Origin of the sequence: Actinoalloteichus fjordicus (assembly GCF_001941625.1) — a bacterium.
GTDB lineage: Bacteria > Actinomycetota > Actinomycetes > Mycobacteriales > Pseudonocardiaceae > Actinoalloteichus_A > Actinoalloteichus_A fjordicus.
In genome coordinates, this window is the sequence record NZ_CP016076.1 from 1177142 (window position 1) to 1198819 (window position 21678).

19 protein-coding genes are annotated in these 21678 nt (G+C 68.7%); 12 read left to right on the forward strand and 7 right to left on the reverse strand.

Translation table 11 applies throughout. The annotated features are described in order from the left end of the window. Positions 1-224: 224 nt before the first annotated feature. From UA74_RS05395 to UA74_RS05405, 3 genes are all read left to right on the forward strand, one after another. The gene (locus UA74_RS05395) at positions 225-1418 is read left to right on the forward strand and encodes a sensor histidine kinase (protein WP_075739307.1); all 1194 of its coding nucleotides are present in this window, start codon (positions 225-227) and stop codon (positions 1416-1418) included. Next, positions 1411-2088 (forward strand): response regulator transcription factor, encoded by a 678-nt coding sequence (locus UA74_RS05400; RefSeq protein WP_075739308.1) that lies wholly within the window; start codon positions 1411-1413, stop codon positions 2086-2088. Before UA74_RS05395 ends, UA74_RS05400 begins: the two co-directional genes overlap by 8 nt. A 328-nt stretch (positions 2089-2416) precedes the next feature. Further along, entirely contained in the window at positions 2417-2953 is a 537-nt protein-coding gene (locus UA74_RS05405) for a pyridoxamine 5'-phosphate oxidase family protein (protein WP_075743438.1), read from the forward strand. Positions 2954-3236: 283 nt separating this feature from the next. Here the strand turns inward: UA74_RS05405 and UA74_RS05410 are convergent, their stop codons facing one another. Next, positions 3237-4181: an SDR family oxidoreductase gene (locus UA74_RS05410; RefSeq protein ID WP_075739309.1), complete on the reverse strand. Its 945-nt coding sequence runs from the start codon at positions 4179-4181 to the stop codon at positions 3237-3239. Positions 4182-4647: 466 nt separating this feature from the next. Here UA74_RS05410 and UA74_RS05415 point away from each other — a divergent pair, with 466 nt between their 5' ends. Further along, the gene (locus UA74_RS05415) at positions 4648-5487 is read left to right on the forward strand and encodes a helix-turn-helix transcriptional regulator (protein ID WP_075743439.1); all 840 of its coding nucleotides are present in this window, start codon (positions 4648-4650) and stop codon (positions 5485-5487) included. Between the two features lie 420 nt (positions 5488-5907). Here the strand turns inward: UA74_RS05415 and UA74_RS05420 are convergent, their stop codons facing one another. From UA74_RS05420 to UA74_RS05435, 3 genes are all read right to left on the reverse strand, one after another. Next, positions 5908-7314, reverse strand: coding sequence for an endo-1,4-beta-xylanase (locus UA74_RS05420; protein ID WP_272482003.1), 1407 nt, complete (start codon positions 7312-7314; stop codon positions 5908-5910). Between the two features lie 966 nt (positions 7315-8280). Beyond that, positions 8281-9825 (reverse strand): GMC family oxidoreductase, encoded by a 1545-nt coding sequence (locus UA74_RS05430; protein WP_198042939.1) that lies wholly within the window; start codon positions 9823-9825, stop codon positions 8281-8283. A 742-nt stretch (positions 9826-10567) separates the two neighbouring features. Then, on the reverse strand, positions 10568-11458 hold the full coding sequence (locus UA74_RS05435; protein ID WP_075743441.1) for an NmrA/HSCARG family protein: 891 nt from the start codon (positions 11456-11458) through the stop codon (positions 10568-10570). Positions 11459-11594: 136 nt separating this feature from the next. Here UA74_RS05435 and UA74_RS05440 point away from each other — a divergent pair, with 136 nt between their 5' ends. The 6 genes from UA74_RS05440 to UA74_RS05465 all read left to right on the forward strand — a co-directional run bounded on the left by UA74_RS05440 (position 11595) and on the right by UA74_RS05465 (position 18081). Further along, positions 11595-12176: a TetR/AcrR family transcriptional regulator gene (locus tag UA74_RS05440; protein WP_157442166.1), complete on the forward strand. Its 582-nt coding sequence runs from the start codon at positions 11595-11597 to the stop codon at positions 12174-12176. Positions 12177-12446: 270 nt separating this feature from the next. After that, the gene (locus UA74_RS05445; protein ID WP_075763946.1) at positions 12447-15413 is read left to right on the forward strand and encodes a family 16 glycoside hydrolase; all 2967 of its coding nucleotides are present in this window, start codon (positions 12447-12449) and stop codon (positions 15411-15413) included. A gap of 290 nt (positions 15414-15703) precedes the next feature. Continuing rightward, positions 15704-16141, forward strand: coding sequence for a MarR family transcriptional regulator (locus tag UA74_RS05450; protein ID WP_075739312.1), 438 nt, complete (start codon positions 15704-15706; stop codon positions 16139-16141). Between the two features lie 106 nt (positions 16142-16247). Next, positions 16248-16634, forward strand: a complete 387-nt coding sequence (locus UA74_RS05455; protein ID WP_075743442.1) for a hypothetical protein — start codon at positions 16248-16250, stop codon at positions 16632-16634. After that, positions 16631-16987, forward strand: coding sequence for a hypothetical protein (locus UA74_RS32680; protein WP_075739313.1), 357 nt, complete (start codon positions 16631-16633; stop codon positions 16985-16987). The genes UA74_RS05455 and UA74_RS32680 overlap by 4 nt, the downstream gene beginning before the upstream one ends. Continuing rightward, positions 16984-18081: an SMP-30/gluconolactonase/LRE family protein gene (locus tag UA74_RS05465; RefSeq protein WP_075739314.1), complete on the forward strand. Its 1098-nt coding sequence runs from the start codon at positions 16984-16986 to the stop codon at positions 18079-18081. Before UA74_RS32680 ends, UA74_RS05465 begins: the two co-directional genes overlap by 4 nt. Here the strand turns inward: UA74_RS05465 and UA74_RS05470 are convergent. Next, complete coding sequence (locus UA74_RS05470; protein ID WP_075739315.1) at positions 18059-18616, reverse strand: TetR/AcrR family transcriptional regulator; 558 nt, start codon at positions 18614-18616, stop codon at positions 18059-18061. The two genes, UA74_RS05465 and UA74_RS05470, sit on opposite strands and share 23 nt — an antisense overlap. Positions 18617-18853: 237 nt before the next feature. On the opposite strand from UA74_RS05470, the gene UA74_RS05475 reads away from it, so the two are divergent. After that, positions 18854-19489, forward strand: a complete 636-nt coding sequence (locus UA74_RS05475) for an SRPBCC family protein (protein WP_083682947.1) — start codon at positions 18854-18856, stop codon at positions 19487-19489. Positions 19490-19610: 121 nt separating this feature from the next. Here UA74_RS05475 and UA74_RS05480 read toward each other — a convergent pair whose 3' ends face one another. Both UA74_RS05480 and UA74_RS05485 read right to left on the reverse strand, forming a co-directional pair. Further along, complete coding sequence (locus UA74_RS05480; protein WP_075739317.1) at positions 19611-20333, reverse strand: ABC transporter permease; 723 nt, start codon at positions 20331-20333, stop codon at positions 19611-19613. 36 nt (positions 20334-20369) lie between these two features. Beyond that, entirely contained in the window at positions 20370-21260 is an 891-nt protein-coding gene (locus tag UA74_RS05485) for an ABC transporter ATP-binding protein (RefSeq protein ID WP_075743443.1), read from the reverse strand. A gap of 165 nt (positions 21261-21425) precedes the next feature. On the opposite strand from UA74_RS05485, the gene UA74_RS05490 reads away from it, so the two are divergent. Continuing rightward, on the forward strand, positions 21426-21659 hold the full coding sequence (locus UA74_RS05490; RefSeq protein ID WP_075739318.1) for a hypothetical protein: 234 nt from the start codon (positions 21426-21428) through the stop codon (positions 21657-21659). Positions 21660-21678 lie beyond the last annotated feature (19 nt).

Consider the following 21678-nt stretch of genomic DNA (forward strand, 5'->3'; position numbering starts at 1 on the left):
CGGCCACGCCAACAGGTGGACAGCCGCCCTTGCTGTCGCGTTCTCGATCTCGTTTCTGGTTGTTCGGGTACCGGAACGAGTCTGGCCGTCCGACGCTGCCCGCACATCGGACCGGCGGCTCGAATGGTCTTCGACGAGAGTCGAGGCGGTGATTCGACCAGAGTCGAGGACGCCCCAGCCCTCGGTCTACTGCGTCGGCAGGGAGGCGTCGCGATAATGACCAGGTGAAGACGGACGTCGCGCCACGACTCGGGGGGTGGCAGCAGGCCTGGCGGCTGGTGGCGGCTGCGGCACTGGGCATTCCCTTCTGGCTCGCCATCGGTGCGCAGCTGCCGCCGGGATGCGCGGCCGACACGTGTTCCTGGTTCGCCACCGTTGATCCGCTGGTCGCTCTTGGCTGCCTGACGGTGCTGCTGTGGCGGCGGCGGTTTCCGCTCGCCGTCGCCACGACGGTCGCCATCGCCTCGACCGCGTCGGCACTCGCCACCGGTGCCGCGCTGCTGGCGCTGTGCTCGATCTCCGCTCGTCGCCGTCCGGTCGAGATCGGGATCGTCGTGCTGGCCTACGTGACCGCGTCGCAGTTCGCTCTCGGGCTCTACCCGATCCGGGCCGTGCCTAGCGCGATCTGGCTGCAACTCGCACTCCCGTTACTGAGTGCGGGCATCGCGGTGGCCATCGGCGTGGCCATCGGCGCCCGGCGGGTCGAAGTGCAGTCCTTGCGAGAACGCGCGGAGAGCGCGGAACGGGAACAGACCGCACGAGCGGCGCAGGCACGGGCTCTGGAACGGAACCGGATCGCGCGAGAGATGCACGACGTGCTCGCGCACCGGATCTCGCTGGTCGCCATGCAGGCGGGCGTGCTGGACCACCGCAGCGATCTCACCGCCGAGGAGAACGGCGTGCTGATCCGCGGCATCGCCGAGGGCTCGCATCAGGCGCTGGAGGAACTACGCGACGTCCTCGGGGTGCTCAGGGCTGACCCGGGTGCCCCGGAACCGCCACAACCCTCCCTTGAGCGGCTCCCCGAGCTGGTCGCCGACGCCCGCACCTCCGGACTGGACGTCACGCTCACCACCACCGTGACCGCGACACCACCCGATGCCGTCGGACGAAACTGCTACCGAATAGTCCAAGAAGGATTGACCAACGCCGCCAAGCACGCCCCCGGCGCACGCGTACGCATCACCCTGGACGGAACGGCAGGAGACGAACTCCACATCAGCGTCCGCAATTCGCGGGCCACCCAGGAGATCGGCCGATCGCCGACGTCGGGATTCGGCCTTCTCGGCCTCACCGAACGAATCACTCTCGCGGGCGGAGAACTCGACCACCACGCGACACCCGACGGCGGATATCTCCTCACCGCGCGGCTGCCCTGGCCCAGGCCGTCATCACGAGAAGAGAGCACGAGTGGATAACGAGCGGGAGCCGGTTCGAGTCGTCATCGTCGACGACGACCAACTGGTGCGGATGGCGCTGCGGCTCGTCCTCGACGGTGAACCGGACCTGACCGTCGTCGGAGAGGCGGCCGACGGGGATGCCGCGATCACCGTGGTGGACGAGCAGCGGCCGGACGTCGTGCTGATGGACGTGCGGATGCCCGGCCGGGACGGCCTCAGTGCGACGCGGGAGCTGCTCACCCGGCCCGCGCCGCCGGGGGTGCTCATGCTGACGACCTTCGACTCCGACGACCTGGTGCTCGGCGCACTGCGCGCCGGAGCGCTCGGGTTCGTCCTCAAGGACACCCCGCCGTCGCGGATCGCCGAGGCGGTGCGGACCGTCGCGGACGGCAACCCCGCGCTGTCCCCGGCGGCCACGGCACGGGTGATCGCCGCAGCCACCGGGCCGCACTCCGCCGAGGCTCGCAGTCCGGCCCGCGACGCCGCCCGAAAACGGCTGTCCACCCTGACCGAGCGCGAACTCGATACCGCTCGGGCCATCGCGGACGGGCTGGGCAACCCGGAGATCGCCCAACGGCTGCACATCAGCATCGCGACCGTCAAAGCGCACACCGGCAACATCTTCGCCAAGCTTGCGGTCGACAACCGGGTGCAGATCGCACTCCTGGTCCGCGACGCCGAGCAGTGACCAGGGCAGGCGCCACGAAGCCGATGCTGTTCGAGGAAGCTTCGCCGAGTCGCTGACGTACACCGACCGGTGAGTTGCGTCGCTGTCGACCACCGGTCCCGGAGCGGCGAGGACGGTGACCGGCGAGCCGGCGTCACCACGGCGGGCGGCGTCTCGTCGGAGGAGATCCGCGGTTGTTCGCGGGCGGGGCTGCCGTGTTCCGACCGGCCCGACCGAAGGCGGGTCGCAACCTGACAGCAGGTGTCAGGTTTCCGCTTCAGACTGGCTCCGTCAGTCGGCCCCGACACTCGAGGTGGGCCGAGACCTACGGATGAACGAGGGTGCTTCCATGCGAGAGACCCCCGAGGACCTCACCGAACTGCAGGCGCTCCTGGACGCCTCGCTGCTCCGCTCGACCCCGCACCTGCGCTCGATCATCAACGCCGAGAGCACTCTGAGTGCGGAGCAGCTCACCGGGGTCCTCACCGGGATGTGCACGCTGGCGCTGTCCACGGTGACGGCGAAGGGCGAGCCGAGGATCAGTGGCGTCGACGGCCACTTCCTGCACGGGAAGTGGCACTTCGGCACGGCGGTAGACGCTGCCAAGGCCCGTCATCTGGCGGCCCGTCCCGCCGTCAGCGCCGCACACCTGCGTGGTGAGGACCTGGGGGTGTTCACCCACGGCGTGGTGGAGGTTCTCAACCCCAGGAACGGCCAGCCTGCCGAGGACTGGCCCGATCTTCTCGCCTATCTCAAGGGCTTCTACGGCGACGACTTCTTCGACTGGGACGAGGGCATCGTCTACTACCGGCTGCACCCGCACTGGATGACCGTCTACGCCGCCGACATCGCCAAGCTCGCCCCCGATCGAGGCGCCGAGGCGTGATCGGTTTCGTTCGCGGGCAGGCGCGGGTGCGCCCCTGCCCCGGCACTTTCGGACGTCGAGGCCGCCTGCCCACCTTCGGACGGCCTGCCGAATCGCGTGTCGATCAGCCTCGGCGACACTCGGACCGCCGTCGTGGAGGCGCCTCGGGTGTCACAGCACTCGCCATCCCGTGGCGGGCCGACGGCGGCCACGCCACCGCTGAGGACCACTCACCAGGGGCCCCGGGGGAGAGGGGGACGGCAAATTCGACAGGCCTCTCGATCGGCGCGTCAGGCGAGCACGGTCAGACGACGGGGAACGTGGTCGTGGTGAGCTGCTCGGAGACCTCCCAGATGCGTGCCGCGTCGTCGGCGCTGCGCAGCGGGCGGTACAGCTGTTGTTCCGAGGGCGGGCCGCCGAGGTTCCCGAGGCCTCGCGGGCCGTAGAGCGTGCCTGCCTTGGCGTCGGGGCCGGTTGCGGCCAGGAGGGCGGGCAGCTTCGCGGTCTCGACGGTGCCCAGCAGGATGCGGCGGGCCGAGAGTGCGCGGATCAGCCGGACCGCAGCCGTGTCCTGGCTGCGGCCGAGTTCCGGCCGAGCGGCGAGCAGACTGGTGGGGGCCACTCCGGGATGGGAGAGGTTGCTGGTGATGTCCCACCCGTGGGCCTTGCTGCGCCGGTCCAGCTCGAGGCCGAACAGGCCGAATGCGATCTTGGACTGGCTGTAGGCGCGCTGCCCGTGGTAGCCGCGCTCCCAGTTCAGGTCGTCCCAGTTGATGGCGCCGCTACGGGCCGCGATGCTGATCTGCGAGGTCACGCGGGCACGACCGGCGCGCAGCAACGGGAGGAGGTGGCCGACGAGGGCGAAGTGACCGAGGTGGTTGGTGCCGAACTGGAGTTCGAACCCGTCGGTCGTGGTCTGCCTGCTCGGCGGGGTCATCACGCCCGCGTTGTTGACGAGGAGGTGGACGGGCTGCCCCTCCGCACGGAGCGTCTCGCCGAGCGCCGCGACCGACTCCAGCGAGGACAGATCGAGACTGCGCAGCGAGAGCTTCGCCTTCGGGATGCTCTGGTGAATCGTCGCGATCGCATTCGCGCCCTTGCGAGTGTTGCGCACCGGCATGATCACCTCCGCGCCTGCCTCGGCCAGTCGGGTGGCGATTCCCAGGCCCATCCCGTCACTCGCGCCGGTGACGATCGCGCGCTTTCCGGACAGGTTCGGCACGGTGACGTCGATGGGCTGACGTGACATTCTTCTGCTCCTTCTTTCGGCACGGGCTGTGTCGCGGTCGTCGGTGCGGTACGTGTGTCGCCCGGATCTCGCCGCGACTCCCGCCGCCGCCGGGCGGACATCTCGGCGCAGGCGTCCCCGGCGCGAGCGTCGGTGATCACGGCATCGCGTCGCCTGCCTCGTGCTGGTCTGTGCTGGTCTGGGGGGGTGGTCGAGCACCACATTCGCACCCGACGACGCGTACCGCGGTGCCATCGTCTGGCGACCCCGCGTGTCGAACCGGGCCTCTCCGCGGGCTCGGTCCCGCTCGCTGCTCTCGTCCTCGGATCACGTCATCGATCCTGGGGCGACGGCGGCGTGGTAACCACGGCCTCCCGATCCGAGGCTCGCCAGGTCACGCCTCGCTCGGGAAGGGGGGATCGGCGGGCCGTGGCCTGCTGTGCTCGCCAGCGGTAGAAACGAGCAGGACCCCAGAAGGAGGAGCGTGTTGATCGACCGCACCGGGCTGGCGCAGTTCCTTCGCCACCGCCGTGAAGCGCTGCAACCCGAAGACGTCGGCCTGCCGCGCGGGCCGCGTCGTAGGACCAGCGGACTGCGGCGTGAGGAGGTCGCCTCGTTGTGTCATATGTCGGTCGACTACTACTCCCGACTCGAACGGGAACGCGGACCGCAGCCGTCGCATCAGATGCTCACCTCGATCGCCCAGGGGATGCACCTGTCACTCGACGAACGGGACCACCTGTTCCACCTCGCCGGGCACAACCCGCCTACCAGGGGCACGCTCAGCGAGCACATCAGCCCTGGTCTGCTGCGGGTGCTCGATCGCCTGAACGACACCCCGGCGGAGATCGTCACCGAGCTCGGGGAGACCCTGCGGCAGACCCCGATGAGCGTCGCACTGACCGGGGACACCACGCGCTACACCGGACCCGCCCGCAGCAAGGGATACCGGTGGTTCACCGATCCCGCCTCGCGAGAGATTCACGCGCCGGAAGAACATCCGTTCCTGACCCGGATGTACGCCTCCGGACTACGGAAGATCGTCACCCTTCGCGGCCCCGGCTCTCGGGCTGCGCACCTCGCCGAACTGCTCTTGGCCCAGAGCGAGGAGTTCCGACGGGTGTGGGACGACCACGAAGTGGGGATACGCCCGCACGAGTCCAAGTACTTCATCCACCCCGAGGTCGGCGCCTTGGAACTGACCTGCCAGATCCTGGTCGATCCCGGCCAGGTGCACTCCCTGCTCGTCTACACCGCTGTTCCCGGCAGCGAGAGCTATGAGAAGTTGCAGGTGCTGTCCGTCATCGGAGCGCAGTCACTTCGGTGACGCACACGGTGGCGAGGCGCCGTCGAGGGCCCATCCGCCGACGCGTGCTGCGGCGCGGGATGGAGCAGTCCCAGGGTGTTCACCCTCGCGGTGGGCCTGCGCAGGCTGATCCGCGATCCGATCTGTGCCTGCCGATCGGCGCGGTCGTGGTCGCCTGCTGCCCGTTCGCGGCCACGGCGACGGGCCACGGCCTGGTCTGTGCCGAGGCCGAACCCCCGACCTGCTGCGGCCGCGATGGTCGAGGGACCTGGACTCAGATCTCGGGCCCGGCGGGGAGGTGTGAAGCGCCAGCGGCCGGGGATCGGCTAGCGCAGCGGGGTCTGGTGGCGAAGCCTGTCGCCTCGCCACCAGACCCCGGACGCCGTCGGATGGTCCGGGCACGCCCGGCACGCGCCCGGATCACCGAGGCGGGTCGGATGGTCAGCCGGTGCGGCAGGTCACGCTGGGTCGGTTCCAGTTGCCCCCGTGCCGGATGGTGAAGCCGAACACGTTGCCGTTGCCGTTGGGACGCGCAGTCATCACATTGCCGCTGGAGTCCCAGGAGGCGTTGGTGTTCCAGGTGGCGATGACCTGCTGCGGGCTGTTCACCGTGACGGTGACGATCCAGTTGTTGGTTCCGGAGACGGTCACCTGGCCGTTGAACCGGTCGCCCCACTGCTGACCATCGGCATAGGTCGTGGTGCAGCCACCAGGGCCGGGCGGGTCGGTCGGCGGATCGGTGGGCGGGTCGGTGGGCGGCGCCTGGCCGCCGTTGAGCACCTCCAGAACGGCGTGGTAGGCGGCCTTCTTGCCACCGGAGTTGTCGAACAGCAGCGGGGTGCCCGAGGCACGCCAGGAGTCGCTGTCGCGGATGCCCCACACGGTGATGCCGGTGCAGCGGGCGACCGCCAGGCACGCCTGGGTCACGCCCCGGTAGTTGTCGGCCTGGCTGCTGCCGGAGCCCTCGATGTCCAGTTCGGTGATCTGGACGTCGACGCCGAGGTCGGCGAAGTTCTGCAAGGTGGTGTGGTAGTTGCTCGGCACCGGGCTGGCGCTGTTGAAGTGCGCCTGGAAGCCGACGCAGTCGATCGGGACGCCTCGGGACTTGAAGTCCTGCACCATGCGGTAGACGGCCTGGGTCTTGGCGTGCGACCAGTCGTCGGTGTTGTAGTCGTTGTAGCAGAGCTTGGCGCCCGGATCGGCCGCCCGCGCAGCGCGGAACGCGGCCTCGATCCAGTCGTTGCCGGTGCGCTGGAGGTTGGAGTCACGACGTGCGCCCGAGGAGCCGTCGGCGAAGGCCTCGTTCACCACGTCCCACGAGTGGATTCTGCCCCGGTAGTGGGTCGCCACCTGCGTGACGTGGTTCAGCATCGCCTGACGCAGCGCGCTGCCGCTCATGTTCTGCATCCACTGCGGCTGCTGGGAGTGCCACGCCAACGTGTGCCCGCGAATATCCATGCCCTGCTGGATCGCGTGGTTGACGATCCGGTCGGCGTTGCCGTAGTTGAACTGACCCTGCTGCGGTTCCAGGGCATCGATCTTCATCTCGTTCTCGGCCGTGACCGAGTTGAATTCGCGGTTCAGGATGCCGACGTAGGTCGAGTCCGAGAGCTTGTTCGCCGCCACCGCCGTACCGAAGTAGCGACCGGTCCGCTGCGCCGCCTCCCACAGCGTGCCTGCCTGCATGGGCTGTGGCGAATGGGCCTCCTCGGCCGCGTTGCGTGCCTCACCGGCCGCGAGGGCGCCGCCGGTTCCGGTCATCGCGGTCAGCATTCCGACCAGCATCAGCATTGCCGCCGCCAACGCCGTGGCGGCCACCGGTCCCATCCTTCGTCTCGTTCTGATCATGGTGCTCTCCTTTGAGCAGACCGATGGGGCGTCGGTGACGGGTGCTCACTCACCCCATAAACGACTCCTAAAGTTTCGGGAAAATGATGGAAACTGTCAACGGGCAATCCGGGCCTTCGTCGATTTACTTCCTCGAGTGGGCAGATGCGCGAATCGCCTGCGGCCACTTCGGCCAATGTGCGTTAGGCCTCGTGGATTAGCGGCTGTTCCGAGAAGGTCGTCGCGGTGTCGAGGTCGGCGGCTGGCGGCGGTCGCGACCGAAGACGGTGGCAGGTGGTCCGATACAGGAGTCGAAACTTTCTGTCCTGTGGGCGGGGGCTTTCTGCGTGCAGCCGATGCGGTGCGCGTCGTCGCCCAGCAGCAGAAGGGCGGTGCGCGAACCGATCGCAGCGTCTCTGCCGCGCTGGCGCGCGCCGCCCTCAGTCGTCGTTCACCCGACCACCTCGGCCATCCGCCCAGGGCGCTGTCTGACGGAATCCGCCGAACGGTGGCGTCGGCCCTGCGGATCGCCTTCGAAGGCCGTACCGGAGGCGGGGGAACCGGCTTCCTGACGGCCCCCGCGTTCCTGACGGGCGTGAGCAGCCCTTGGCGCCGCCCTGCCCTCCGCTGCGCGTTCGCCGCGTCGAGCAGCCGTTGCAATCCCGTCCTGTCCAGCTCGCCGCCGGAGAAGGCGACCAGTCGGTCCACCGGGATGGACGCCGTCATCCGCGCGAGGTCGGTGCCCAGCTCGGCACCCGAACCCGCTGCGGCCGCCGGATTCGCGCTGCCCAGGGCCTCCTCGATCACGAACCCGCACGGATTCCGACGGAGAGCCTGCCGCCGGTCCTGACTGATCCGGATTCCGGGGAGTCGCTGCATCCGCAACGCGCCAGTGCGCCCGAGAGCGTGGCGACGGCCCTCGCGACGGCGTCGGCCGCTCACACGTGTCGCCGATCAACTCACGGATGGTGCAGGCCGCGGACTCGATCAGGCGCCGTTCCCATCACGCATCGAGGCGGCGATCTTCTCGCCGACGAGGATCGCGGTCAGATTGGTGTTCGCTCGCGTCACCCACGGGAACACGCTGGCATCGGCGACACGCAGCCCGTCGATGCCGAGCACTCGCCCTGCCGGGTCGACGACGACCCCCGGATCGTTCGGGTCGCCCATCCGGCAGGAGCCGCTCGCGTGCACGGTGTCGGTGACGTTGGCGAGGGCGAACTCGGCGAAGTCACGGTCCGACATCGTCGCCGCCAGCGGAGTCATCTCCGCGCCGAAGCCCATGACGGCGGTGATCTTCCGCAGCTCCGGCTGCTCGGCGATCGCCCGCATCTCGTCGATCACGGCGCGGAACCGCCGCAGGTCGTCGGGGTCGGACAGCATGTTGAAGTCGACCGTCGGGTCGATGGTCGGGTCGGTGGCGGCGAGCAGGACTCGACCGGTCGAGGTGCCCCGGTTTCCCCAGCCGATGAGCCCGGCGACCGGGACGCCGATGCCCAGGGCGCCCGGCGTGGCCACCATGGCGTCGTTGACCTCGTCGCCGATCCCAGTGGTGAAGCGCAGGCAGAGCTGACCGCGTTCCGGGTGGCCGCCGTAGTCCGGCGGCTCGTGCAGGCCGAGGGTCATGACCATCCCCGGATGGTCTTGGAGACCGTGTCCGACGGGGAGGTCCGCGAGGGGTTCGATGCCCAGCCGTCGAAGGTCCGCGGCGGGGCCGATGCCGGAGCGCTGCAGGATCGCGGGCGAGTGGACGGCACCCGCCGACACGACGATCTCGGCCGCGCGGAACTCGGTGACCTCGCCGTCGACGATCGCCCGCACCCCGACGGCGCGGCGGCCCGCGAAGATGATCCGGTCGACCAGGGCGTTGCCCACCACATGGAGGCCGGGGCGCTCGCGGGCCGGTTCGAGGTAGGCGTCGTTGGTCGAGACCCGTCGCACGTCGAAGCTGTTGAACGCGTACGGGGACACGCCGGTCGAACCCGGCGCGTTGTGATCCGGCGCCCACGGGTGGCCCATCCGCTGGGTGGCCTGATCGACGGCCGACTCGACCGTGGCGAAGTCCTCGCGGCGCGGCCTGCGGATCGGGGTCGGCCCCTCGGCGCCGTGGTACTCCTCGCCGCCGAAGTCCCGATCGTTCTCCATCTGGTTCAGCAGCGGCAGGACGTCGTCGTAGCCCCAGCCGGTGCAGCCGTTCGCCGCCCAGCCGTCGAAGTCCTCCACGGTCGCCCGGATCGCGAACAGCCCGTTGATGGCGGAGCTGCCGCCCACGCCGCGCCCCCGGACATACGGAATCGGGGGCTGTGTCGCCGACCTGGTGGCCTGCAGATTCGGGAAGGTGTGGGTCGCCGCCAGCTGCAGCGCCACCTTGATCTTGCCGGGTTCGATGCTCTGCAGCTCGGCGGACGTCTCGGCGGAGCGGTAGTCCGGGCCCGCCTCGAGCACCAGTACGCGTCGGTGATCGTCCTCCGTCAGTCGGGACGCGACTGCCGCCCCCGCAGATCCGGCGCCGACGATGATCGTGTCGTACACAGAGCCTCCATTTTCCGTCGTCGTGGTGCGGGGCGTCTGGAGCAGTGGCGGTCGCCGTCGGCTGTCTCGGTGCGGGTTCTCAACCGTCGGATCGAAGCCGCGAGGGAACTGACTCGGCGCCTGCCCGCGCGAATCGCCTGGTGCGCCCGGCCGGTGAAGAACAGGAGAAACCGTGCCCTTGCGGCACACTCAATTGATTGCGAGCTACGTCACAGTCCAGGGCAGGTCCGGAATCGGCCCGGCCTGCCCCCCGCGCACCCGCGCGGAAGCCGTCTCCGCCCGCGGAATGCGGATCGCGTGCCTGGCGCGTGGCGAACCGGCTCGGCGGCTGGTCCGGCGCCCGGTACTCAAGTCGGAGAATGTGCAGCCGGGCGAGGCGCTGGTCCGGCGGTGGCGGCCGGTGACAAACCTGCTCCGACGCCCGGCGGGTTGCCGTCGCTGAGGCCTGCTGCGCCTTCTTCTCGCCTGGCCGGACGAGGTGCGATGGCAGGACTGTCGGACTGCGGGGTCGCAGGCTCGAGTCCGCGATGGGCGAGTGGGGCTCATCGAGATGCACCGACTGTCGCCGATGTCCTGAAGTCTCCTGGGCTGCCGTCGGCAGGCACGAGATCCTGCCGTTCTGGCCAGGCGTCGCCCGCACACCCCGGACTGCGCCCGGCGCGCCTTCTCCCCGGCCGCCGCGCCGGGCGATCCGCTGCGCCGCAGTCCGCACTCGGGGAATGCTGCCCGCGGGCTTCTTCGATCAGAAGGCGGCTTTCGCCCAGTCCGCGAAGGACGTCGTCGAGAGTCCGAGGGCACGAGCGAGGTCGGGATGTGCAGGCACGCCTACCTCGCTGGTGTACTGCTGCGACCGGACGAGTTCGTCGGGCAGGCCCTCGGCCGCCTCCGCCGGGTCGGCAGACAGGGTGACGGGCCTGCCGAGGACGTCGGAGAGGATCGCAGCCGCCGTCCGGGGGCTCAGCAGCTCGCCCGCCAGTTCCAGCTCCACGCCGTCGAACCGCTCAGGCTCGGTGAACGCGGTCGCGGCGGCGTTACCGATGTCCGCGACGGCGACGAAGGGCAGCGGCACCTCGGGATCGAAGGCGAGCAGCAGACGGTCCGGCCTGCCCTCTGGGTAGTAGAACGACGGGTAGACGAAGTTCTCCATGAACGTGCCCGGCCGCAGGATGGTCGTGTGGCGGAGCGCCGCGTTGCGTACCGCCTGCTCCGCCGAAGCCTTGCTGCCCCAGTAATGCCGCACGAAGGCGCCCCATCGCTCGACGTCGAAGGGTTCCCTGGTGCCTGTTCCGGATACCGAGGTGTGCACGATCTGCTCGACGCCGGCCTGCGCGGCCGCCTCGGCCAGGTTGCGGGCGTGCCGGACCTCCCGGTCGCCGAGTGGATCGGTGAAGTCGGGCACCTGCACCGAGAACACGCCTCGGGCTCCGTCCAGCGCCGACAGCAGTGAGGCCGGGTCCGTCAGGTCGCCGGTCGTGAGAATGGCGCCGGAATCGGCGAGTGCCCGCGCCTTCGGTGCGGCGGGATCGCGGACGAGGGCGTGCACCTGCTGTCCCGCCTGGAGCAGCGCCCTGGCGGCCGCGCCGCCCTGTTGACCGGTCGCCCCGGTGACCAGCACGAACGATGAATCTGACACGTCGACCTCCCGTAGCACGAAAAAAACGGGGTGGTACCCCGTTTCGTGATCGCCACGATATGGGGCGCCACCCCGTTTTGTCCAGGCTAATATGGGGCGTCCCTCCGTTTGAGTCGGGGAAGGGTGGTTGGCGACGGTGAACGAGGCTCCTCCGGCGCGTCGGGCGGACAGCAGACGCAATCGCAGACGACTGATCGAGGCGGCTGCGGCGGTCATCGAGCGGGACGGGGCGCAGGCCTCTCTTGAGGAGATCGCCCGCCGCGCGGGCGTCGGCTCGGCCACCCTGCACCGCCACTTCCCCTCGCGGCACGCCCTGCTCAACGCGGTGTTCCACGAGGGCGTGGAACGGCTCAGCCGTCGAGCGGGCGAGCTCGTCGACACCGTCGCCCCTCGCGAAGCGCTTACCACCTGGCTCGACGAGCTGACGATTTACACCACGACCACGTGCGGACTCTCGACGGCGCTGTTCTCCGGGCCCGACGGCGAGGCTCCCGAGGAGAACAGCTGTCACGGCCTGATGAATCACGCGACGGCGAGTCTGGTCTCGAACGCGATGGCGGCGGGCGTGCTGCGCACTGAGGTGACGCCGCGTGAACTCATCGTCCTGACCAATGCGATCTCGCTGGCCGCCGAAGGCGATCCCGGCAGCGCTCGTCGACTGTTGGAGCTGGCACTCGGCGGCGTCCTCGCGAGTCCGTCCGCCGCGCATCGCGAGTGACCCCCCGAGTCCGTCATCGATGCTGCGGGCGGCCTCTCGGGCTCGGCCACGCGGCCGGGGTGACGGTGCTTCGGTCGCCGACGTCGGCGATGTGCTGCAAGCGGACGACATCCGCCTCGGCGCAGCGATGCGGACGTGCAGGCTCGGGCCGCTTTCGCAAATTTGCTTCGGACTTTCGTTGACATAGATACGAAAGTCGCCCTTAGCTGTGTGCAACGCGGTCGTTGCGCAGCGGAGCGTGGGCCGCGCCCTGCCCGAGGAGGAAGGCCCATGCGGCTGCCCGTCGCCCTGCTCGCCGTGGTGCTGATGGTCGGGTTCCCAGCCCCGACCATGGCACAGCCCGACATTCCGCCGCAGGAACCGGGGGTGACGATGCGCGTCTTCGACGTGCAGGTCCCCTTGGAGGACTACTGCACCCTCAAACCCTTCCAGACACCCAACATCGACAAGCTCATGCCGACGATCGACTGGACGACCATTGAGGACTTCGGCATCGCCGACCGGTTCGTCACCGAGGTCACCGGCTACCTGAACATCGACACCGCAGGCACCTACGACTTCCGGCTCACCAGTGACGACGGCGCCAGGCTGATCCTGGACGGCACCGAGGTCATCGACCACGGCGGCAGGCACGGCGCGACGCCGAAGGACGGGTCGATCGACCTGACCGAGGGCTACCAGGCCCTGCACATCGACCACTTCGACGGCGACTTCGACCAGCGCCTGTTACTGGAGTGGCGGCCGCCCGGTGCGAACGACTTCACGCTGGTGCCCAACTCGGTGCTGAGCACCGACGCCGACGTCACGCGCGTCACCTCCCCCGGACGCAAGGAGTGCGAGGGGGTCGACGAGTCGCCCGGCGACGGCCTGCCCCTGACCGAGGTGCACCCGAACTACACCCTCCACAACCTGCGTCCCGAGGGATTCGAACCGCAGGTCAGCGGGATCGACTGGCTGCCGGACGACCGGATGGCCATCGCCACGTGGGGCGGCTCGCGCGACAGTGTGCGCGGCGAGGTGTACCTGGTCGACAACGTCGTCGGCGAGACCGATCCGTCCCAGGTGACCTACAAGAAGATCGCAGAGGATCTTCAGGAGCCGATGGGCATCAAGTACGTCGACGGCACGATCTACGTGTCGGAGAAGAACGGCTTGACCGCGCTCATCGACCACGACGGCGACGAGGTGACCGACGAGTACCGCACGGTCGCGACCTGGCCGTTCGGTGGCAACTACCATGAGTTCGCCTTCGGTCTGCTGTACGAGGACGATCACTTCTACGTCAGCCTCGGCATCGCGATGGTCCCCGGCGGTGCCACCGCCGACCCGCAGCCCGTGGAGAATCGAGGCACCGCACTCAAGGTTCACAAGGACACCGGTGAGGTGACCTATCTCGCGGGCGGGCTGCGCACCCCCAACGGTCTCGGCTTCGGCCCGGAGGGCGATCTCTTCATCACCGACAACCAGGGTGACTATCTGCCCACGTCGAAGCTGCTGCACATCAAGCAGGACCGCTTCTTCAACCACCACATGAATCCCGACGGCCCGTACGACGACCAGCCGGTGAGCGACCCGGTGCTCTGGCTGCCGCACGGCGAGATCTCGAACTCGCCGACCAACCCCCTGATCGTGCCCGACGGTGTGTTCGAGGGGCAGATGATCTTCGGTGACGTCACCTACGGCGGCCTGCAACGGGCCTACCTGGAGGAGATCGGCGGCGAATACCAGGGCGCGGTCTTCCGCATGACGCAGGGCCTGGAGGCGGGCACCAGCCGCATCAGCCTGGGCCCGGACGGTGCGATCTACACCGGCGGCATCGGTTCGGAGGGCAACTGGGGTCAGGCGGGCAAGCTGCGGCACGGCCTGCAGAAGCTGACCCTGTCCGGCGACGAGGCCTTCGACATGCTCGCGATGCGGGCGGTCGACGGCGGTTTCGAGATCGAGTACACCCAGCCGCTGTCCGAGGAGACCGCGCAGGACCTGGCGTCCAAGTACGACATCGAACAGTTCCGGTATGTGGCCGCGCCGCAGTACGGCGGCCCGAAGGTGGACGAGGAGACCCTGGCGGCGACCTCGGCGACGCTGTCGGAGGACGGCAGGACCGTGACCTTGTCGGTGGACGGCCTGCTGCCGGGTCGCGTGGTGCACGTGCACTCGCCGCGCCCGTTCGCCGCGGAGTCCGGCGAGGAGCTGTGGAGCACGGAGGCCTGGTACACCCTCAACACGCTGCCGGACGGCACGACGGCCCCGCCGGAGTACGAGGCGGAGTCCGCCGCGCTGGCGGGCGGCGCGGGCTACAACACCGAGCACGCAGGCTACTCGGGCTCCGGGTTCGTCGACCGCATGTGGGAGCCGGGCGCCAGCACCACGTTCGCCGTCCGGGCCGACGAGGAGGGCAGCCACGACCTCGCCCTGCGGTACGCGAACGGGCTGAACGTCGACCATCCGAATCCCACGACCAAGTCGATCAGCATGTACGTCAACGGCGAGAAGCACAAGCAGGTCTGGCTCGCCCACACGGGCGCCTGGAACCAGTGGGCGACCCATGTCGAGTCGGTGCCGTTGCGGGAAGGCGGGAACACGATCGCGTTCGTCCACGATGAGGACGACGAGGGCCACGTGAACTTCGACAAGCTCACCGTCACGCCCTCCGAGCGGATCACCCTGTTCGACGGGACGGACCTGGACGCCTGGGAGGCGACGGCAGGCGGCCCGGCGACGTGGCCGGTGGCGGACGGCTCGATGGAGTCCTTCGGCGGCGACATCCGCACCAAGGAGAAGTTCGGCGACTTCCGGATGCATGCCGAGTGGTTCCAGCCGCAGTACCCGCCGGAGGTGACCGGGCAGGCCAGAGGCAACAGCGGGGTCTACATCCAGGAGCGCTACGAGATCCAGGTGCTCGAGTCCTTCGGCATCGACCCGCCCGCGACGAACGATGCGGGCGCGATCTACCTGCAGAAGGCGCCGGACGTCAACGCGGCGACCGAGATGGGCACCTGGCAGACCTACGACATCGAGTTCCAGGCGGCGCGCTTCGACAGCGACGGCGACAAGGTGGCCGACGCCCGCGTGAGCCTGTGGTGGAACGGCGAGCTGGTGCACGACGACGTGGCGATCGAGGGTCCCACCGGGGCAGGCCAGCCGGAGACTCCGGCGCAGGGCCCGATCCGCTTGCAGGACCACGGTGATCCCGGCGAGAACCCGAGATTCCGCAACGTCTGGATCGAGCGCCTATGAGCAATGACGTGGTGACCGTCCGACCCGACGGGTGATCTCTGCTGCGGGTACGGGGTTGCGGTGGCCTGCGCGAGTGGCCACCACGGGGCGGGCGTCGAGTTCACGACAGCGCCCGCCCCGTGGGCCGGCTGACGGCGCGGTAGCGCTCAGTCCACCGGTGGCACACAGCTCGGGGCAAGATCACCGCGACTCCCTGTTCGGACCGTCTTGGACGGCGCCTGGTCAGCGGTTCTCCTTGGTGGCGTGAAACGATGGACGGCATCGACGCCGAACGTCGCCAAGGAGGTCAGATGAGTGAGCTGGGCGTGTTCTCGGAGTCGACCGGCTTCCTGTTGCACCGCCTCGGCATCGGCGCTGATCGTGTGATTGAGGAGACGCTGCGGCCGTATGACGTCCGGGCGCGGGAGCTGCGGGTGCTGGCGCTCCTCGGCACCGAGTCACGTTCGCAGGCGGAACTCGTCGGGCTGAGCGGATTGGACAGGACGACGATGGTCGCCGTCGTCGACCGCCTCGAGGAACGGCAGCTCGTGGCGCGGCGGCGCAACCCCTCCGATCGACGCAGGCTGGCCGTGTCGGCGACCGAGGCGGGCGCGGGGCTGCTCGCGGCGGCGGCGCGCGACCTCAGGGCTGCGGAGGCTGACTTCCTCGAACCCCTCTCCCCGACGCAGCAACAGCAGCTGACCACGCTGTTGGGCGCGCTCTTCGCCGCGCGGGCACCCCGCTGTTGACGGGAGCGCGGCGCGCACGATTCGTCAGCTAAGCTGATCGTCAGTACTGCTGACGATTGGAAGGCGAATCATGCCCGCTTCTGCACCACGTGTGCGCTCTGCCGTGATGACGGCCGTGTTCGTCGTTCTCGGATGCATCACCGCGACTCCGGTCTTCGCTCTGATCGACCCCGGCGTCCTCACCTGGACCTATGGTGTGGCGTCGCGGGACCCGATGATCGTCGGGCTGTTGCAGCACCGTGGAGTGCTGCAACTCGTCCTCGGTGCGGGGCTCGTGTGGGCTGCGTTCCGGCCTTCGGTACGGGTCGTCGTCGCGTCGGCCGCGATCCTCACGAAGTCTGTGTTCCTCGGTCTGTTGTTGCCTGACGCGAGCCTGCGGGCCGATCTCGCGGCGTTCAGTGTGTGGTTCGACGCCTTCTGCATCGTGTTCCTCGGCGCGTACGTCTTCGTCGAGCTGCTCCGCAGTGCGCGCAGCGGACGGAGCGACCGATGACCGTCCTCCTTGCGCGTGGGATCGCCTTCGTCGTGGCCGTCGCGACACTGACCGCCGTGATGCGTCCGGATCGGTGGGGAATCCACCATCTCTTCTTCGTCCCCGACCTCGTCCTCATCGGTCTGCTCGCCGGTTCGGCATTGCTGCCCGCCCGTTTCGCGCGCCGAGGGTTGACGATCGCCTATGCCTTCGCCGCAGGTGTCGTCACCACGGCCTCCTTCTCCTACGTGGCGCGCGATGCGGCAGCCGAGGGCGTGCCCACCATGGTGATTGCGGCGGTCTGCATGATCCTGGCCGTCGTGCTCGGAGCGCGGACGCCGCAGGGCGAAGCCCGCGCCGAGGTGACCCGGTGATCGCGGGGAGACGCGGGTGGTGGGCCGTCCTCGCCGGGGTGGTGGCGGTTCCGTTCCTCGCGCTGGCGGCGTTCCTTCTCCTCGTGCCCCCGCCTGTCGAGCCGTTCGAACCGGTGACCTGGGTTCCGCCTGCCCTTGTTCCCGCGGAATCGCGGGCTGCGATCGGCACCGATGTCGGCGTCCTCGTCGATGAGGACCTCAACGGGCCGGAGGACGTCGCGGTCGATGCCGATGAGCGTCTCTACGTCAGCACCCGGGATGGGCGCATTCTGCGCGTCGACCCCGATGCGGGGCAGATCGAGACCTTCGCCGAGGTCGGCGGCAGGCCGCTCGGACTCCAGTTCGCCGCGTCGGGGGAGCTTCTGGTTGCGAACCAGGGCATCGGTCTCCAGGCCGTGACCCCTGCCGGGGAGGTGCGTCTTCTGGCGGACTCGGCTGGTGGAGAGCCGCTCCGATCCGCCAACGACCTCGCTGTCGCCTCCGACGGCATCGTGTACCTGACCGACTCGAACGGGAAGTACACGCCGACGACGCTGGGCGCGCGCGCATCGTATTCGCTCTACGACTTCCTCGAAGGCCGACCTCAGGGGCGCGTGCTGGCCTACGACCCGGTCACGACCGAGATCCGGGTGATTGCCGAGGGTCTGTACTTCCCCAACGGGATCGTCCTCGCCGAAGACGAACAGTCCGTTCTGGTCGGGGAGTCGACGCGCTACCGCGTGACCCGCCTCTGGATCGGGGGAGACCGGGTCGGAACGGCAGAGGTGTTCCTCGACAACGTTCCGGGCATCTCCGACGGCTTCACCCGTGACTCCGACGGCCGGTTGATCCTGGCGACGTACGAGCGCGTCGAGGCACTCGACGAGGTGATCCTCCCGTCGGTGGTCGCCCGCCATGTCGCAGTGCGACTGCCTGCGGACCTGCTGAACGGCGATCCTCTTCCCGGTGCCCTGCTCGAACTGACCGAGGACGGCAGGATCATCCGGAGCCATACCGGCCTTGATCCGGCGGCGACGACGGTCACGTCCTGGCGTGGGGGATGGGTTCTCGGGGCACTGCTCGACGAGCCGCTCAGGTTCGTGAAGGTCCCATGAGTTCGAGGAGATCGGCGACGAGATCCCGTGGCGTCCGGCCATCACCGCGTTTGCCGAGATGTCCGGTAAGGGTCAGTTCGATCGCTCCGTGGGTGAGGGCGCGCAGCAGATCGGCGGGGCGAGCGGGGGAATCGCCGGGAATTCGGCCTTCCCGCTGTCCGACGGCGATGAGTGCGTCCAGGGCGGTCGTCGCGTGCGCGGCGGCCGCTCCCAGCTCGTCGGAGACGACGGTCCAGCGCTGATACACCAGTCTGAATCGCTCGGGATGACGCATCGCCCTGTCGAGGTAGTCCTCCAGCGCACCCTCCAGGGTGGCTGATCGGCCATCCTGTGGTTCCAGCAGATTCGCGTACACCTCAAGCTCTCGGGCTGCGACGGCGGCCAGCAGCGCCTCTTTGTGTGCGAAGTGCTTGTAGGGCGCGTTATGGGACACCCCGGCGAGGCGGCCGACCTCCCGCAGGGTCACCGCACCAGCGCCGCCCTCGTCGATCAGCCGGGTGGCAGCGGTGAGCAGAACCTCGCGAGTGCTCGGCATCGTGCGGTCACATCCGATCTGGGAACGAGGGGGCGGTCGCACCGACTGCGTGACCCGGGAGTTTCGGCCGTCAAGCATGGCAGAGCCGGCGTGCCCCTGCGTGCGGCACCGCATCCGTGCGAGACGGCCGAGTCGAGGTCGATGTCAGTCCATTCTCGCGGAACCGGTCGGAAGTTGACAGCGTCAACCTCGCCTTTCTAGGGTTGACACTGTCAACCTCGGGAACGGAGAGACTTCATGGCTCGCACTATGCGTCGTCGCAGGCTGCTCATCACCGGTTCGGCACTCACCGTCGCGCTGGCTGCTGCCGCGTGGTTCCTCACCCCGCCGCTCAGCCCGCCGAGTTATCGGGGCGAGCGCCCTGAGCTCCAGGAGGACGGCTATGTCTCGCGCACGCATTCGGTCTTCGTCGATGCGACACCAGCGGCCGTCCATGCCTGGGTCAACGATCCGGCGATCACTCTCGAAGACCTCGTCGACTTCGATGAGGGCGAGCCGGCAGTCATCGGTACGACCCCATTGGCAGGCAGTGAGGAGACTGGACAGCGGGCGGGTTTTCGTCGTCGCGTGGAGTTCGAGGACGGGCACTACCTTGCCGAGGAGATGCTGGTCGACACCGAAGAGCGGTTCCAGTACATGGTGTGGGGGTTCACCCGGCCCGCCCAGCGGATCGCCGTCCGGCACGGTGTCGCGGAGTTCACCTATCTTCCCGAGGGCGACGGAACCCGAGTGAACTGGACCTACTCGCTGCTGCCGACGGCGGGTGTGCTGCGTTCCAGCGTGGAGTCCTTCCTCGACTCCACCATGGACCCGATGATGACGGCCACTCTCGAGGGCATCCGACAGGGCGTGGAATCCGAGTCCGCGTCCTGACAGATCCGCAAGCCCGTTGGTTGCGGTTCACTGCGAGAACAGGACCGTCGGAGAGCCTGAGCGGCTGCGGACCCCCTCCGAGCGACTCGGCCAGGGCCGAGTCGCTCGCGGAGAAGTCTCGTCAGCGACGCGGCTCCCAGCGGAAGAACAGTGCGGCCAGGACGACGGAGACCACGACCCAGGCCGTCGTGGGGACGAGCAGGAGCAGGGAGTCCGACAGTGGTACGCCGCCGTTCCAGCCGTTGACGACCAGCTCGGCGGCTGAGCCGCCCGGCAACAGCCGCTTGAGCAGCGTGAGGTCCTCGGTGCCGCTGAAGCCCACCCAGCTGGCGAGGGCGATGGTGCCGACGCCGATGGGCAGCGTGGTCACCTGGGCGTGCTCCGGGGAGTTGGTGACTCCCGCCGTGGCCAGTCCCAGGCCGACCATCATGACCACCACCGAGAGGACGGCCACCACCAGGAGGGGGATGTCGGCGGGCGCCCCGGCGACCACGCCCAGCACGATCAGGACCAGGGCGGCCTGGATCAGCGAGATGGCGGTCACCGGGAGCAGCAGGCCGGACAGAATGCCCGCGTCGCCTGCCGAGGTGGACCGCAGCCGCTTGAGGAAGAGATTCTGGCGACGCGAGGCGAGCGTGGTCACCGCCGTGGTGTAGAGCCCGAATCCCGCTACATAGAAGACCAGGAGAGCCGCGATGACGCCGAGACCGCCGCCGATGCTCTCGAAGATCTCATGCTGATAGATGAAGAATGCCGCCATCGCCACCGGGACGAGGAAGATGGTGAGTAGCACGGAACGATTGCGGAAGATCTGAATCAGTTCGCTGCGAGCGATCGCGAGCATGGGGAGATCCTTTTCTGCGAGAGTGCGAAGAGAGTTCTAGTCGCTGCCGATGGCGCGGAAGACGTCGTCGAGCCCGGTCGGGCCCGCTTCGAGATCCCGAAGCTCCACCGCGTGCTCGTGTGCCCAACGGAGCAGGAGGTACAGATCCCGCTGCCGGTCGGGGGTCTTGATGAGGAACCGTCCGTCGCCCTCCCGCGTGGCAGGCAGCGGCAGTTGGAGCACGGGAGCGTCGCCGGGCAGGACGAACCGGATGACGGCGGGCAGCGTCCGCGTCAGCTCGGAGACGGTTCCCTCCTGATGGAAGGCCCCCTGGTGCATGAGGCCGATGCGGTCGGCGCGCTGCTGGGCCTCTTCCAGGTAATGCGTGGTCAGGACGATGGTGGTTCCGTCTTCGCGCAGTCTGTCCACCGCGTCCCACAGGTCGTCCCGCGACTGGATGTCCAGGCCGGTGGTGGGCTCGTCCAGGAAGATCAGCTCCGGCGTTCCGTACACCGCGGTGGCGAAGTCCAGCCGTCGCTTCTCGCCACCGGAGAGCTGCGACACCTTGGTGCTCGCCTTCCGGGTGAGGTCGACGATGCCGAGCACCCGCTCGACGGTGTCCGTGCGCTGGGTGAGCCTTCCGATCAGCCAGACCGTCTCCTGCACCGTCAGGTCCGGTGCGAATCCGCTCTCCTGCAGCATCACGCCCATCTTGGGGCGCACGGCGCGCCGGTCCTGCGGACTCCTGCCGAATACCCGTACGGTGCCGGAGGTGGCTTTGCGGTGGCCCTCGATGATCTCCAAGGTGGAGGTCTTTCCCGCTCCGTTCGTGCCGAGCAGTGCGTAGAGTTCGCCGCGCCGTACCTGAAAGGAGAGATCCTTCACGGCGTGGAAGTCGCCGTAGGTGAGATTCAGCCGTTCGACGTCGATGACCGGTGTGGTGTGCATGCCGTTCATTTCAGTCGTGGCAGCGTCTGATCGGCAGTGGAGCTGCGTCATGACTCGCCATGACATTTCTTCGGGGTCAGACATGACGTGGTGTCACTGGTGACTCCGACGGCGTCGGGGCGATACTGCGCGGGCAGACCCCGTCATCCGATCTCGGAGCCACCCATGGAGACCCGCCCCCTGCGCATCCTGCTGACGATCAACGTGATCGTCTTCGGCCTGGTGTGCGTGGCATTCCTCCTCTATTACGGCGGCCTTGATCTGTTCCCGGCGGAGCTGGGGCCGTGGTTCGAGGCCGAAGAGTGGACCATGTGGGCCGCCGCGTTCGTCACCGTGCTCAGCGGCTTCGCGCTCTCGCTGCTCGGGATGAAGAGCAGGCGGCAGGACGAGGACCGGTGAGGCCGAACCAGGGAGAGAC